This is a genomic window from Actinoallomurus vinaceus (assembly GCF_039542055.1).
Taxonomy (GTDB): Bacteria; Actinomycetota; Actinomycetes; order Streptosporangiales; family Streptosporangiaceae; genus Actinoallomurus; species Actinoallomurus vinaceus.
Genome location: NZ_BAABHK010000027.1, coordinates 1 through 14,504, shown reverse-complemented (window position 1 = coordinate 14,504; position 14,504 = coordinate 1). Strand labels below are relative to the sequence as shown.

Annotated in this window: 12 protein-coding genes; 5 read left to right on the top strand and 7 right to left on the bottom strand. The window is 73.0% G+C overall.

Annotated elements, in window-relative coordinates:
• Nucleotides 1-53 precede the first annotated feature (53 nt).
• The 4 genes from ABEA24_RS49555 to ABEA24_RS49540 all read right to left on the bottom strand — a co-directional run bounded on the left by ABEA24_RS49555 (nt 54) and on the right by ABEA24_RS49540 (nt 5,947).
• Nucleotides 54-2,198, bottom strand: a complete 2,145-nt coding sequence (locus tag ABEA24_RS49555) for a hypothetical protein (protein WP_345442861.1) — start codon at nt 2,196-2,198, stop codon at nt 54-56.
• Between the two features lie 222 nt (nt 2,199-2,420).
• Entirely contained in the window at nt 2,421-3,626 is a 1,206-nt protein-coding gene (locus tag ABEA24_RS49550; RefSeq protein ID WP_345442859.1) for an SGNH/GDSL hydrolase family protein, read from the bottom strand.
• A 24-nt stretch (nt 3,627-3,650) separates the two neighbouring features.
• Nucleotides 3,651-4,553, bottom strand: coding sequence for an NAD(+) diphosphatase (gene nudC, locus ABEA24_RS49545; protein WP_345442857.1), 903 nt, complete (start codon nt 4,551-4,553; stop codon nt 3,651-3,653).
• 14 nt (nt 4,554-4,567) lie between these two features.
• Nucleotides 4,568-5,947 carry a dipeptidase gene (locus ABEA24_RS49540; RefSeq protein WP_345442855.1) on the bottom strand — a complete coding sequence of 460 codons (1,380 nt, stop codon included), beginning with the start codon at nt 5,945-5,947 and terminating at the stop codon, nt 4,568-4,570.
• Nucleotides 5,948-5,992: 45 nt separating this feature from the next.
• Between ABEA24_RS49540 and ABEA24_RS49535 the strand changes: the two genes are divergently transcribed.
• The gene (locus ABEA24_RS49535; RefSeq protein WP_345442853.1) at nt 5,993-6,274 is read left to right on the top strand and encodes a DUF4031 domain-containing protein; all 282 of its coding nucleotides are present in this window, start codon (nt 5,993-5,995) and stop codon (nt 6,272-6,274) included.
• On the opposite strand, the gene ABEA24_RS49530 is transcribed toward ABEA24_RS49535, so the two are convergent.
• Both ABEA24_RS49530 and ABEA24_RS49525 read right to left on the bottom strand, forming a co-directional pair.
• On the bottom strand, nt 6,252-6,848 hold the full coding sequence (locus tag ABEA24_RS49530; RefSeq protein ID WP_345442851.1) for an HD domain-containing protein: 597 nt from the start codon (nt 6,846-6,848) through the stop codon (nt 6,252-6,254). The genes ABEA24_RS49535 and ABEA24_RS49530 overlap by 23 nt on opposite strands.
• Complete coding sequence (locus ABEA24_RS49525; RefSeq protein ID WP_345442849.1) at nt 6,848-7,627, bottom strand: ABC transporter ATP-binding protein; 780 nt, start codon at nt 7,625-7,627, stop codon at nt 6,848-6,850. Before ABEA24_RS49525 ends, ABEA24_RS49530 begins: the two co-directional genes overlap by 1 nt.
• 122 nt (nt 7,628-7,749) lie before the next feature.
• Here ABEA24_RS49525 and ABEA24_RS49520 point away from each other — a divergent pair, with 122 nt between their 5' ends.
• The 4 genes from ABEA24_RS49520 to ABEA24_RS49505 all read left to right on the top strand — a co-directional run bounded on the left by ABEA24_RS49520 (nt 7,750) and on the right by ABEA24_RS49505 (nt 13,727).
• Nucleotides 7,750-8,868: a siderophore biosynthesis protein gene (locus ABEA24_RS49520; protein ID WP_345442847.1), complete on the top strand. Its 1,119-nt coding sequence runs from the start codon at nt 7,750-7,752 to the stop codon at nt 8,866-8,868.
• A complete protein-coding gene (locus ABEA24_RS49515) occupies nt 8,865-10,439 on the top strand; it encodes an IucA/IucC family protein (RefSeq protein WP_345442845.1) in 1,575 nt (524 codons plus the stop codon). Before ABEA24_RS49520 ends, ABEA24_RS49515 begins: the two co-directional genes overlap by 4 nt.
• Nucleotides 10,436-12,181, top strand: coding sequence for an IucA/IucC family protein (locus ABEA24_RS49510; RefSeq protein ID WP_345442843.1), 1,746 nt, complete (start codon nt 10,436-10,438; stop codon nt 12,179-12,181). Before ABEA24_RS49515 ends, ABEA24_RS49510 begins: the two co-directional genes overlap by 4 nt.
• 205 nt (nt 12,182-12,386) lie before the next feature.
• A complete protein-coding gene (locus tag ABEA24_RS49505) occupies nt 12,387-13,727 on the top strand; it encodes a type III PLP-dependent enzyme (RefSeq protein WP_345442841.1) in 1,341 nt (446 codons plus the stop codon).
• 71 nt (nt 13,728-13,798) lie between these two features.
• On the opposite strand, the gene ABEA24_RS49500 is transcribed toward ABEA24_RS49505, so the two are convergent.
• Entirely contained in the window at nt 13,799-14,239 is a 441-nt protein-coding gene (locus ABEA24_RS49500; RefSeq protein WP_345442838.1) for a hypothetical protein, read from the bottom strand.
• Nucleotides 14,240-14,504: the final 265 nt, after the last annotated feature.

The window sequence follows — 14,504 nt, the reverse complement described above, 5'->3', positions numbered from 1 at the left end:
AGCCCGCCTCGCACGCCACAATGCACGTGCCGGTCGCGGACGCGCGGCCCGCCTCACTTCTTAGCGGCGTTGAGCATGTCCCGCACCCGCGTGACCTCCCACGGGGCGTCTTCCACGGGCCAGGTCGCGCTCAGCTCCTCAAGCATGGCGCGATGGTCCTCGATGACCTCTTCCCACATCAGCCCCCACGCCGCAGCCGCTTGAACCTCTACCTCGGGGCAACGCGTCGCCCGGACGAGCGCGTCCACGGAGTTGGTCCCCGGAGACTCGTCCAGCAGTTCCAGTGCCCTGACGCGGTCGTTCAACGGCATGTTCTCGTCGCAGGCGACACTCTCAAGCGCCTCGACGAGTCGTAGGTCAGCCTCCTCCGCGTCCTTGAACACCGCTTCCACCGCATCGAGAGCCCGCTCTCGAACGAGATCGCTTGTGGCGGCCGCCACGACCTCGGCGAGCAGGGACGGCTCTTCCGCTGCCACGACGTCCAGCGCCGACAGTGCGGTGAGGTGCTTGGCCTCGGGCCCGTACACGCGGCTGAGCTCGGCCGGTGAGGGAGGCTGCCGCAGCACCTCCCGGATGCGGTCCAGGACGAGTGCCCTCTCCGGTTCACGTGCTTCTTCGCCGCCCCGCTTCACGGCGCCGTCGGGACTCCACCAGTGGTCGAGGGCGATGCCCACGGCCGCCTGGTCGTCGCTTTCGAGTAGCGCGCGAAGCGCCTGGTGATATGACTCGTCCACCGTGGGAGCCCTCAGCCTTTTGTGGGCGCGATACAGGTCCGGGTCCGCCAGCCGGTGTTCTTCCCAGTGAACGCTGTGCGGCTTGCCGAAGATCAGCTCAATGGGGTCCTCGCCCCAGGGGTACTGGGGAGGCCGGTCGCCCCAGCTCTCCGCGACCTCCTCCAGGATGGCGCGGTGCCGATCCAGGCCTCCCGTCCTGACCAGGAAATAGGACGCGTGGGCCTGCACCTTCGGCTCACCCTCGCGGAGCGCCCGGAGGAGAATGTCGTCCGCGTCCGCGCCGAGGCTGTCGGCCAGGACACGGATCGCCGTCTCCTTCGTGATGTAGAAGCCGACGGACGGGTCGAAGATCAGGTCACCCAGGGCGGCGACGAGCCTCTTGTCCTTCACCTCGGCCTCGTCGAGCACGCCGTAGGCCATCCAGATGGCCTCCTTGCGCACCGCGTCCGAGTCCGTGCGCGTGAGAACGTCCAGCAGGACGTCGGCATCGCCGGGCTCGGCGTGCCGCGCCCCGATCATGTTCAGGGCGCTCACTTCGGCGGGAGACATCGGCCGCCGGAGCACCTCACGAGCGCGGGCCAGCACCTCGGGCAGGTAGGCCTCGGCACGTTCCTCGTCCTCCAGGACACGACGCAGCCCCTCCGAGGACTCGTAATGGTCGAGCGCGATGCCCACGGCGACCGGGTCCTCGCTGCGGAGCAGGGTGGCGAATGCTCGCAGGCATCCCTCGTCGCTGAGCGGGAACCTCAGCTCGTCATGGGCCTCCTGGAGTACCGGATCGTCCAGCTCGGCGTCTTTCCAGTAGGTGCTGTGGAAGCCCTCGACCGCTTCGCGAATGTGCTCGGCCCCCCAACCCGCGTCCTCCGGCCAGGACTCCGCGAGCCGCCTGACGCGGTCGCGGTGGACGCGGAGCCGCAGGGGCGTCGCGAGACAACCCGCCGCGCACACCTGGAGTTCCAGTTCGGACGACTCACTGAGACGGACGATGAGGTCCTCGACCTGCGGGAGATCGAGATCGTCCAGGGCGTGCACGGCGTCCTTGCGATCCCGCACATCGAGGCCCTCGTCCAGCACCATGGCGCTGATCAGCGCCAGCAGCCGCCGGTTCGGCTCCTCGCCCTCCGCGAGGGCGGTGCCGGCCGCGAGAAGCGCCATCTCCCGCACCTCGGCATCCGGGGCCCCTTCGAGGGCGTCGGCGATCAAGTCCGCGTCCTCCTCCTCGGCGAGATGCAACATCACGGTGAGAGCGCTCGCGTGGCTGCGGCCGGACGGAGGTTGCCCAAGGAGGTCTCGGGCGGCGAAGCGCACCTCATTGGCCAGCGGCCAGTAGGGGTTGTCCACACCCCACCTGGTGTCCGCCTGCGCCGACTGGTAATCGTCCAGAGTCCCGCAGACGACGTCGATGTCGTCGCTCTCCAGCCGGGCGCTGAACTCGCCGAGGCGGGACTTCTCGTCGTCGCTCACGAGGCCCCCTTCATGATCATCTCTCCAGGCTGGCAGAGCCGCCCGGGCCGTGTCTCCCGCATTTCCGATCACCCCGTCCCGGCTCCCTGGAAGTGGTCAGGGTGCCGAACTCGGCGCGCGCGAGATCGGCCGAGAAGCCGGTGCACCCGTCCACGTTGGCCGAGGCGGTCACCAGGCACGAGGGGCACCAGGTGCGGCCAGGCAGAGCAGGACGCGTACGGTTCAGGCACGCTGGGCGGCGAAGGGGCCGCCGGCGCCGAAGGCCAGGGCGGCGAAGCGTTCGCCGATGCGGCGGTGGGTGGCGGCGTCCGGGTGGAGCTGGTCGGGCAGCGGCAGCTCGGCGAAGTCCGCCTCGCCGTAGAGTTCACGGCCGTCGAGGTAGTGCAGACGAGGGTCGTCGGCCGCCCGCTGCTTCACGATGCGGGAGAGCTCCTCGCGGATGACGCCCAGGGTCAGTTTTCCGGCGACGATCTCCGCGGGGTCGCCCGCGGCCCGGAACGCCAGTCTCCCCTCGCTGAGCTTGCTGAAATCCGGAGCGGTGGGGCCGGGGGTGTCCTCGTGGATGGGGCAGAGGATCGGCGAGACCACGAGCAGAGGCGTGGTGGGGTGGCCTTCGCGGATGGTGTCGAGGAAGCCGTGCACGGCCGGGATGAACGCGCGGAGGCGCATCAGGTCGGTGTTGACCAGGTTGATGCCGATCTTGACACTGATCAGGTCCGCGGGGGTGTCGCGCAGGGCGCGGGCGGTGAAGGGGTCGAGCAGGGCGCTGCCGCCGAAACCCAGGTTGATCAGTTCCGCGTCGCCGAGGGAGGCGGCCAGCGCCGGCCAGGTCATGGTGGGGCTCTCGGCGTCGGAGCCGTGGCTGATCGAACTGCCGTGGTGCAGCCACACCCTGCGCTGCCCGGGCGGCGCGGCCTCGACGGGGGCGTCCGTGCGCAGGGCCACCAGCTCGGTGATCTCGTTGTACGGCAGCCAGATCTCGACGTCCTTCACCCGCTCGGGCAGATCGGTGAACCGGACGGTGCCGACCGGGCCCGGCCGGGTCTCCGCGGACCCGGTGGTCATGTCGATCATCAGGACGTTGCCGCCGGTCGTACCGGCCCGGCCGGCCAGGCGGCCGTCGACGAGCAGATCGTAGACGCCGTCCGGACGGGGCGGGGCGCCCTCGTAGGCGTTCTTGGTGCGGAGCGTGTCCAGCTCGATGGCGGTGGCCCGGGTGCGGAACACCAGCCGTACGCCGGAGGGCTGGGCCTCCACCATGGCCAGCTGCCCGTCTGCGCCCTGCGCGCGGGCCCGCGCGGGCAGCCGGTGCGGCAGTAGGCCGTGCTCGGTGCGCTCCACCTCGAGCGCGCCGCGAAGGAGCTCCGCGGTGACGGGCGTGGTGATCCAGTCCGTCGCCCCGGGCGCGGCGTCGTGCTGATGGTTCACGATCTCAACCTTTCGGCTTGCGGGTCACCAGTCGCCGGGGAGCCGTCCGCCGTACCAGCGCTCGATGAGCTGACGGGCGATGGAGACCCGTCCGGGCAGCCGGATCTCCTTCGACTCCGTCGCCGCCTTGAGCTCCTCGCGGGTGTACCAGCGGGCGCCGCTGATCTCGTCTTCGTCGATGCGGATCTCCTGCCCGGCGTCGGCCACCGCGACGAAGCCGAGCATGAGGCTGCGGGGCAGTGGCCAGGGCTGGCTGCCGAGGTAGCGGCAGTCGCGCACGGTGACGCCGACCTCCTCGTGGACCTCGCGGGCGACCGCCTGCTCCAGCGACTCGCCGGGCTCGACGAACCCGGCGAGGATCGACACGCGGTCCGCCGGCCACCGGGTGCCGCTGGCGAGCAGGATCCGCTCGCCGTCGTGGACCAGCATGATCACGGCCGGGTCCGTACGAGGGAAGTGCTCGGATCCGTCGACCGTGCAGATCCGGGTGTGGCCCGCCGAGGCGAGTGTCGTGAGCGCCCCGCAGCGCGGGCAGTGCGTGTGCGTGGCGTGCCAGTTCTGCAGGGCGACGGCCTGGGTGAGCAGCCCGGCGTCCCGATCGCTGAGCGCGGCCCCCACCCGCCGCAGGTCGGCGGGCTCGGTGCCCTCGATCGCGGGCAGGGTCGCCGAGACGGCGAAGTAGACGACCCCGTCCGCGTCGGCCCCGAGCAGGTACCGCTCCCCGGCCGGGGCCTCTGCCGGGCCGAGGAGGACCAGGGCCGGTCCCGGCCGGACCAGCGCGGTGCCCCGCTCGACGACCACGACGCGGGTCCGCGCGTCGGCCCACGCGGTGGCCAGCCATTCCTCGTCGCGGCGGCGCTCCCCCACGCGGTCGAGCGTGCTGCGGGAGAGCGCCAGCCAGTCGAGTGCTTCCAGCGATTCGGTCACGGCGGGGCCCTCTCTCAGAGGCTGACGGCGAACTCGTCCCAGAGGTACGCGGCGGCCTCCGCGCCCTTGAGCAGCAGCGGCATCTCGACCTTCTCGTTGGGCGCGTGGATGCGGTCGTCGTCCAGCCCGACGGCGACGAACACGAGCGGCGCCTCCAGGATGTCGGCGAGGTCGGCCTCCGGGCCGCTGCCGCCCTCGCGGGTGAACAGCACCTCCGTGCCGAACGCCTTCTCCATCGCCCGCTTGGCCGCCAGCACGCCGGGCGAGTCGATCGGCGAGAAGCACGGCCGCACGCCCGGGCCCGGGATGCGGACCTCCGCGCGGATGCCCGGCGGGGTGTGCTCTGCGACGTACTTGCGGACCGCCTCGTGCACTCGCGACGGGTCCTGCCCGGCGACGAGCCGGAACGACAGCTTGGCGTGCGCCTCGCGCGGCACGATCGTCTTGCCGCCGGGGCCGGTGTGGCCGCCCCACATGCCGTTGATCTCGGCGGTCGGCCGGGCCCAGATGCGCTCCAGGGTGGTGAAGCCCTCCTCGCCGTACGCGGCGCCGGACCCGCCCGCCGTCGCGAGCCACTCCCGCTCGTCGAAGGGGAGCTTGGCGAACAGCGCCCGCTCCTCCTCGGTGAGCTCCACGAGGCCGTCGTAGAAGCCGTCGAGGGTGACCCTGTTGTTCTCGTCGTGCAGGCCGGCGAGCAGCGTGGTCATGGCGTGCAGCGGGTTGGGCACCGCGCCGCCGAAGGAGCCGGAGTGCAGGTCGATCGACGGGCCGTACAGCGAGACCTCCGCCTCGGTGAGGCCGCGCATGCCGGTGCACATCGACGGGACCTCGGCGGACCACATCGTGGTGTCGCTGATGACGATCGCGTCGCAGGCCAGGCGGTCCTTCTTGGCGCGCAGCAGGTCGGCGAAGTGCGGAGAGCCGGACTCCTCCTCGCCCTCGATCAGCATCTTGATCGTGACGGGCGGGGCGGTACGGCCGCTCGCCGCGAGGTTCGCCTTGAGCCCGAGCGTGTGGAAGAAGACCTGGCCCTTGTCGTCGGACGAGCCCCGGCCGATCAGCTGCTCGCCCTTCTCCACCGGGGAGAACGGCGAGGTCTCCCACTCCTCGAGGGGCTCGACCGGCTGCACGTCATGGTGCCCGTACACGACGACCGTGGGCGCGCCGGCGTCCTCGGCCGGCCACTCGGCGAACACCGCCGGCAGCCCCCCGGTCTCCCAGATCTCCACGGTCGGGAAGCCGGTGTCGCGCAGGTGCTCGGACAGCCACTCGGCGGAGCGCCGTACGTCGTCGACCCGCTCCGGGTCGCCGGAGATCGACGGGATCGCCAGCCACTCCTTCAGCGCGTCGAAGAACCCGCTCGCGTTCGCGTCGATGTAAGCACGTGCGTCCATGGGCAGCTTTCTGGCAGGAAGAAGGTCCTCTGGCACTCTAGTCCGGTGTCCGTCTACATCGATCGCCCCCTCTGGCCCGCGCGCGGTCGCCTCTGGTCGCACATGGTCAGCGACGTGTCGTACGAGGAACTGCACGCGTTCGCCGACCGGCTGGGCGTGCCGCGCCGGGCGTTCGACCGGGATCACTACGACGTGCCGGCGGAGGTGTACGACGCGGCGATCGGCCTGGGCGCGACGCCGGTCGGCTCCCAGGAGCTGGTGACCCGGCTCATCGGGTCGGGGCTGCGCCGCCGGAAGTCGCAGGTCAGGCGCGGCCCAGCAGCATGAGCTCGGTCTCGAGGTTGTGGCGGGCGGCGGTCTCCCACCGCTCGCGGCCCGGTGCCGTACGGAACAGCGCGGGCGCGTCGAGCAGGCCGCGCAGCACGTCGGCGCGGCCCTGCCGGAACGCCTCGTCCGGGATCGCGGCGTACTCCTCGCGCACGGCCGCGGCGTACGCGGCGTAACGCTCCGGGTCGGCGGCCAGGATCGCCAGGTCGGCGTCGTTGAGGACGGCGCCGTTGCGGTCCCCGGGCTCCGGGTCGTGCGCCGCGGTCATCCGGACCAGCCGGGCGACCTCCGCCACGGTCTCGGGCGGCAGGTCGGTGTCGGCGAGCATGCGCTCGGCGAGGACGGCGCTGCGCTCCTCGTTGTCGGCGTGCAGGGGCTGGTAGACCGCGTCGTGGAACCACGCCGCGAGGCGTACGGCGTCGGCGTCGTCGGCCTCGCCGGCCAGCTCGTCGATCCGGTCGAGGACCTCGGCGAGGTGCTCGGCGGTGTGGTAGCGGCGGTGCGGTTCCTCGTAGCGGCGGATCAGCTCGGCACCGAGGACCTCGGGGCCGGGCCACCGGGTGAGCAGGCTCATCACACGGCCCTCGCGGTCCAGCGACCGCCGGACCTGTCGATGGTGATGGGGTGGTCGAAGCACGCGCTGATCAGGTCGGTGGTCAGCACGTCGTCGGCGGGTCCGGAGGCCAGCACGCGCCCCTGCCGCAGGAGGATCGCGTGGGTGGTGCTGGCGGGCAGCTCCTCGAGGTGGTGCGTGACGAGGACGCTGGTCAGCGACGGCTGCGCGCGCCGGAGCTGGTCGATGGAGGGCAGGAGCTGCTCGCGGGCGGCGACGTCGAGGCCGGTGGCCGGTTCGTCGAGGAGCAGCAGGCTCGGCCGGGGCATGAGGGCCCGCGCGATCAGGGTGCGCCCGCGTTCGCCGTGCGAGAGCGTCGGCCAGCGGGCGTCGCGGCGGGCGGTCAGGCCGAGCAGGTCGATCAGCTCCTCGGCGCGGTCGAACTGCTCCGGCGTGGGCTTCCAGTGCGGCACCAGCTCGATCGACCCGGTCGCACCGGTCAGGACGACCTCCTGGACCGTACGCGCGGACCGGAGCGGATGATGCGGGTTGACGTGACCGATCCAGGCGCGCAGCTCGCGGACGTCGATCCGGCCGAGCCGGTGGCCGAGGATCTCGACCTGCCCGCTCGTCGGATGCTGGTAGGCGCCGACGAGGCTGAGCAGCGTGGACTTCCCGGCGCCGTTGGCGCCGAGGAGGGCCCAGTGCTCGCCCTCGTGGACGGTGAGCGACACGTCGTCGAGCAGCGCCCGGTGATCCCGGACGAAGCGCACGTCTTCCACACGCAGCACAGGAGTCATCGACAGCGAGCGTACATAAGGCCGACACGCACGGGTGCGGCTGGTTGCGCCCGCGGGCCGGCCGCGCCACTATGGTCACTCGATCGACTTAGGTAAGCCTAACCTCACCGTTCGGGAGACTCGTGCGGCTCTACATCGTGGCGGGCAAGCGTACCGACTCCGTCGCCCACGGCTTCCTGCCCGCGGCGGCCTCGCTCGGCCTCGACGTCACCCTGCTCACGGACCGGCCCTGGCCGGAGGAGACCGTGCGGTGCGACGTCACCGACTTCCGCGCGATCATCGACGCGGTCTCCCGGCGCGAGGCTCCCGCCGCGATCTTCTCCAACAGCGACCACCTGCAGGCGCCCACCGCCCTCGCCGCCGAGTACTTCGGGCTGCCGGGCAAGGACTGGCGCGCCGCGCTCCGCACCAAGAACAAGGCGCTCATGCGCCGCGCGCTCGGTGGCGTCTTCGCCGTCGAGCTGCTGCCCGGCCAGGAGTCCCCCGCCCTCGCCGACGCCCCGTACCCGCTGGTGGTCAAGCCACGCGAGGGCGTCGCCAGCGAGGACGTCTTCCTCGTCCGGGACGCGGCCGAGCTCGCCGCGCGCTGCCGCGAGATCTGGGACCGGCGGCCGGGCGCGCTCGTCGCCGAGGAGTACCTCCCCGGCGACCTGCACACCCTGGAGACGCTGAACGGCCGGGTCCTCGGCGGGTTCCGCACGACGCTGTCGCCGCCCCCGCACTTCATCGAGGAACGCCTCGACTGGGCGCCGCCGCCGTACGCCGGCCAGGTCCTGGACGCGCTCCGGCGGCTCGGGGTCGGCTTCGGCGCCTGCCACACCGAGTACGTCGTCCATGAGGGCCGGGCGCGGATCGTCGAGGTCAACTACCGGATCATCGGCGACCACTGTGACTTCCTGCTCGGCGAGCTGCTCGGCGCGCCGGTCTTCGCGTGGGTGCTCCGCGCTCACCTGGGCGAACCGGTGCCCGAGCCGCCGGCCGCCACCGGGCACGCGGCGGTCGACTCGGTGATCGCGGACCGGTCCGGCACGCTCACCACAGCGCCCGGACGGCAGGAGTTCGAGGATGACGGCGTGCGGGTGGCCTACTGGCCGGTCCGCGCGGCCGGTGACGTGATCGAGCGGAGCCGCACCAACCGCGACTATCTCGGTACGATCCGCGCCGTCGGCCCGGACGCCGCCCGCGTCGACGCCGCGATCCGGCGGTTCCGCGCGCGGCATCGCTGGGAGATCGACGCATGAGCCACCCGTCCGCGCCGAGCACTGTCGTCGCAGCGGGACGTTCTCCCCAGGAGGGGTACCTCGCCGCGCGCGTGCTGGACGCGCTGCTGCGCGAGGACTACGGCGGGCTCGCCCGCCGCGTCGACGGCGACCGGCTGATCCTGCCCGGCGGCCGGGCCGTCGCGCTGAGCGCGGCGGCGCCGGGGGATCCGGGCCGGTGGGGGCGGTACCCCGGGTTCCTCGCCGAGCGCGTCGTGGACGACGCCGTCGGGCTGGAGGAGGTGCTCGGCGTCGTACGGGCGCTGGCCGATCCGCGCGACGACGTCGCGGCGTTCGAGCGCGAGTGCCGGGAGACGCTGCGGGCCCTGCGCCTGCATGAGGCGGTGCGCACGCGCCCGGCCGGGATCACCCGGTACGACGCCCTCGCCGCGGCCCTGGACCACCCGGTCTACCCGACCGCCCGGTGCCGTCTCGGCCTGGACGAGCGCGACCTGCTGGCGTACGCGCCGGAGTTCGGGCCGTCGTTCCGGCTCGCGTGGACCGCCGTGGCCCGCTCGGAGCGGCACGGCGACCGGCCCGCGTGGTGGCCCGACGCCGGCGACCTGGGCCTGCCCGCGGGACACGACGTGTTCCCCGTCCATCCGCTGGCCGCCCGCCTGGTGCCCACGGTGCCGGGGCCGGCCGTCACGGTGCGCCCGACGCTGTCGATGCGCACCGTGGCGGTGGACGCCCGCGAACACCTGAAGCTCCCGCTGCCGACCAGCACACTCGGCCTGCGCAACCGGCGGGTGATCATGCCCGGCACGCTGTCCGACGGCGCGCTCGTCGAGCGCGTGCTGCGCGCCGTGGCCGAACGGGAGAAGGCTCCGATCCTGCTCGCCGACGAGCAGACGTACGGCCACGCGGACGACGACCCGCTGCGCGGATACCTGGTGCGGCGGCTGCCCGCCGACGGCGTCCCGGTCGCGGCCCTGCTCGCCCGGACGCCGGACGGCCCGTACGTCATCGAGGAGCTGGCCGACGACGTCGCCGGCCTCTTCGGGGCCTACCTCGGCGTCCTGTTCGACTGGAACGTTCTCCTCGCGACGCGGTACGGCATCGCGCTGGAGGCCCACCAGCAGAACGTCTCGATCGTGCCCGGCGACCCGCCGCATCTGATCATCAAGGACAACGACGGTGCGCTCGTCGACCTGGACCGGCTCGCCCGCGCGCTGGGCCACGCCCCCGGCCCGAAGGAGTTCGCCGACCCGCGCCTGCTCACCTCCGATCCGGAGGCCCTGGCCCGCGTCTTCGTCACGATCACCGTGCACCTGTGCGCCGGGGCGCTCGCCTTCGGCCTCGCCGAGCGCGGCCTCCTCGACCTGGAGACCGGCCTCGGCCTCGTCCGCGACCGGCTCGGCGCGGCACTCGACGCGTACGACGACACCGGCTTCCTGCGGGCGCGCACGCTCGACGCGGACCGGCTGCCCGTCAAGGCGATGATCACCGCTGGGACCCTCGTCGCCAAGGACCGCACCGGCGCCCAGGACATCAACAAGCACTACGGCCCGCCCGGGCCGAACTACCTCAACGCGAAAAGGTCGGCCACGTGACACCGCTCGCCCCGCCCCCCGCCTCTGCCCGCCCGTCCGATCCGGCGGCCCGGCGGGTCGATGGGGGCGAGGCCACCGCCCCGGTCTCGCCCGACGCGTCCGATGCGGCGATCCGGCGAGTCGACGCGGACGAGGCCACGGCCCCCGACTCGTCCGATGCGGCGATCCGGCGGATCGACGCGGACGAGGCCACCGCCCTCGCCCTGCTCAACTGCGCGGTCCGCGAGCTGTGCGCGCCCGAGCAGCAGGTGAGGGTCGGCGAGGCACACCTCACCGCCCGGCTGCCCCGCGTCGGCGTCACCCTGCGCGCCCGCCTGCGCCGGCCCCCGCTGATGAGCCCCCGCCTGGCCGGCCCGATCGAGGAGCGGCGCGACGACTGGGCGCCCGTGGACTGGCGGCGGCTGACCGACCTGATCGCCGGAGAGCTGGAGCTGACGACGGGGACGGCGAACCCGGAGTTCGCCGCGCAGGTGGCGACCAGCCACGACGCCATGGAACTGATCACCCGGCATCGGATGCCGGGCGACGCCGACCCCTTCCTGCGGTCGGAGCAATCCCTGGTCGCGGGGCACCGCTTCCATCCCTCCCCCAAGTCGCGGCAGGGCGCCGACTGGCCGGCGTATGCCCCCGAGACCGGGGCCCGGTTCCCGCTGCACTGGCTCGCCGTACGGGAGGACGCCGTCCTGGAGGAGGGGGACGTCTCGCTCCTGGACCGGCTGGGCCCGCCGGTCCGGGCCGGCTACCGCGTCCTGCCGGCGCACCCCTGGCAGCTCGCCCTGCTCCGGCCGGAGTCCGACGCGATCGTCGACCTCGGCCCGTACGGCCCGGAGGCGGCCCCGACGTCGTCCGTACGGACGGTGTACGTCCCGGACGCCTTCCTGAAGTTCAGCCTCGACGTCCGCATCACCAACTGCGTGCGCAAGAACGCCTGGTACGAGCTGTCCGGCGCGGTGGCGCTGACGCGGGCGCTGCGGCCGGTGTTCGACGGGCTGCCCTGCGAGCTGCTCACCGAGCCCGGCTACCGGACGGTGTCCGTCGGCGGCACCCGCCTGCGGGAAGGTCTCGGCGTGATCGTCCGGGAGGGCGTGCGCGGCCTGCCGGGCACGCCGCTGCTGGCCGCCGCCATCGCCGACCCGGACGGCGACAGCCCCGCCGCCGTTTCCCGGCTGCTCGGCGGCGACGCCTCGCCGGACCGGCTGCTGGCCTGGTGGGACGCCTACGTTGGGCACGTGGTCCCCCCGGTCCTGCACGCCTACCTGAGGCACGGCGTCGTCCTCGAACCTCACCTGCAGAACGTCCTCGTCGCGGTCGACGGCGACGGCATGCCGATCCGGGCGGTCTTCCGGGACCTGGAGGGGACCAAGCTCGTGCCCGGGCCGTGGGCGGCGTTCCTCGCCGACCTGCCCGGCCCCGTGGCCGCCGCCCTGACCTACGACGCCGAGCGCGGCTGGAACCGCGTCGTGTACTGCCTGTTCGTCAACCACCTGGCCGAGGTGGCGGCCGCCCTCGCGGACCTGTGCCCGTCGCTGGAACCCGCGCTGTGGCGGGTGGTGCGGCGGCACGTCGCCCGCTGCGCCGACGAGACGCCGCCGGGGACGGACGGCGCGGCCCGCCTGCGAGCGCTGCTGGCCGGCGTCCCGCTGCCCGCGAAGGCGAACCTGCGTACCCGGTGGGCCCGCGACCCCGACCGGCAGGCGGCCTACGTCCCGGTGCCCAACCCGCTCGCCGAGACCCTCGCATGACCACCGCGGAACCCGCTCGCGTAGGACCGGACATGACCGCCGCGGAGCCCGCTCGCCGAGGACCGGACATGACCACCGCCGAACCCGCTCGCCGAGGACCCGACGTGACCGCTGCGGAACCCGCCGTCCGAGGACCCGACATGACCGCCGCGGAACCCGGGGAACCGGCACGACCGTCGCCGAGTCCGCTCGCCGAGGAGCCGGCATGACCGGCCCGGCGCTGCCGGAGGCGGTCGGCGAGCGCGCCCTGTCAACGAGGCTGCCCGCCTATGTGTACGACCTCGCCGCGCTGCGATCCCACGCCGCGTCCGTGCGCGCGGCGGTCCCCGTCGAGATCTTCTACGCCGCGAAGGCCAACCCCGACGCGCGCGTCCTCACCGCGCTCGCCCCGTACGTGAACGGCGTCGAGGTCTCCTCCGGCGGCGAACTCGCCCACGTACGGGCGGCCCTGCCCGGCGCGCGCCTGGCGTTCGGCGGACCGGGCAAGACGGACGACGAACTCGTAACCGCGGTCGGTCCGGGGGTCGACCGGATCCACGTCGAGAGCCCGAACGAGCTGCGGCGCCTCGCCGCCCTGCGCGCGGAGGCGGAGGTGCTGCTGCGCGTCAACCTGCCGGTCGCGATCAGCGGGGCGGCGCTACGGATGAGCGGCCCGTTCGGCATGGACCCCGAGGCGCTCGCCGCCTGCCTGGACATCCTGGAGCACGCGCCCTGGCTGCGCCTGCGCGGCCTGCACGCGCACCTGGCGTCCGGGCTGGACGCCGGGCCCCTGCTGGAGGTCGCCGCCCAGATCCTCGGCTGGGCCCGGACCTGGATGGACGGCCCGAAGGAGGTCAACCTGGGCGGCGGCATGGCCGTCGACTACCGGAACCCCGACGCCCGCTTCGACTGGGCGGCGTACGGCGCCGGCCTCGCGTCCCTGCGACGCCCCGAGGAGACGCTCCGGATCGAACCGGGCCGGGCGCTGACCGCCTACTGCGGGTGGTACGTCACGGACGTGCTCGACCTCAAGCGCTCGCACGGGGAGTGGTACGCGGTACTGCGCGGCGGCACTCACCACCTGCGCACGCCGGTGACGAAGGGCCACGACCAGCCGTTCACGATGCTACCGAGGGAGGGCGGGCCGGTATCGGGCGGTAGGCGGCTCGCGGGCGGCGGACCGGGTGCCGCCGGTGGGCCGGGCGTAGGCGGCGGACCGGCGGCGGGCGGTGAGCCGGTCGCACTCGGCGGGCGGCTCGCACTCGACGGGCTGGGCGTGGCCGGTGGGCTGGGCGTAAGCGGCAGACCGGCGGCTGGTGGGCCGATCGCGCTCGGGGGGCTGCCCGCGGGCGACGGGCCGGTCGCGAGCGGCGCGGTGACATTGGTCGGGCAGCTGTGCACGCCGAAGGACGTGTTCGCCCGGCAGGTCCCCGTGGATCGGATCGCCCTCGGCGACGTCGTGGCCTTCGCCCTCGCCGGCGCGTACGCGTGGAACATCTCCCACCATGACTTCCTGATGCACCCGAAACCGGCCTTCGAGTACGTCGACGACGAGACCCGCCGCTGACCCTGAACACGGCCTGACGGCCGCCGCGCGTCTTTGGCCTGGATGCGGAATCCAGGCCAAAGACGAGACGGTTATCGATGTGGACGATATGGATGATGCCCGTCTTTCTTAGGAGCAGCCCGCTGGTCGACCGTCGGGTGTTTATCGCCCTGGGCACCTCGATGTCCGACGGACGGTGGTTTGACCGGACCTGGAATGGCCGCCAGTCGTGCCTTGAGCCGACGGAGGAAATCCGCCTGCTCCTGAACGCCCATGGGGATCACCCCGAGGTTGACCACCGTGCCGCCACAACTGGTCGGGAAGTTGTTCAGCGTGCATCCGACCTCTAGCAGCTGATTGGTGTCTGTTCGGATGGTGACGAACACGTTCGCGTTGCCCTGGATCGAGACCGCTGCACAAGCCACCGTCACGGCGCCGAAGCTCGAGGTGAAGTTGGTAAGCGGCGTGGGCGTAGGCGGACTCGTCGCCTCGTTGACCGTCTGACCGAACACCTTCCCGTTACGAACGGCCACGACCGCCTTCGTCTGCCCCTGAGCCGCCGCCGTACCGACGCACACGGACGGCCCCGTCGCACCGGTGGCACCGGCGGCACCAGTTGGACCGGTCGGACCCGTAGAACCCGTCGCGCCGGTCGCGCCGACGTCACCGGCGGGCCCCGTCGGACCAGTACCACCCGTCGGACCCGTGGGACCAGTAGGACCTGTGGCACCGCTGGCTCCAGTCGCGCCGGTCGCGCCGACGTCACCAGTGGGCCCCGTCGGACCAGTACCACCCGTC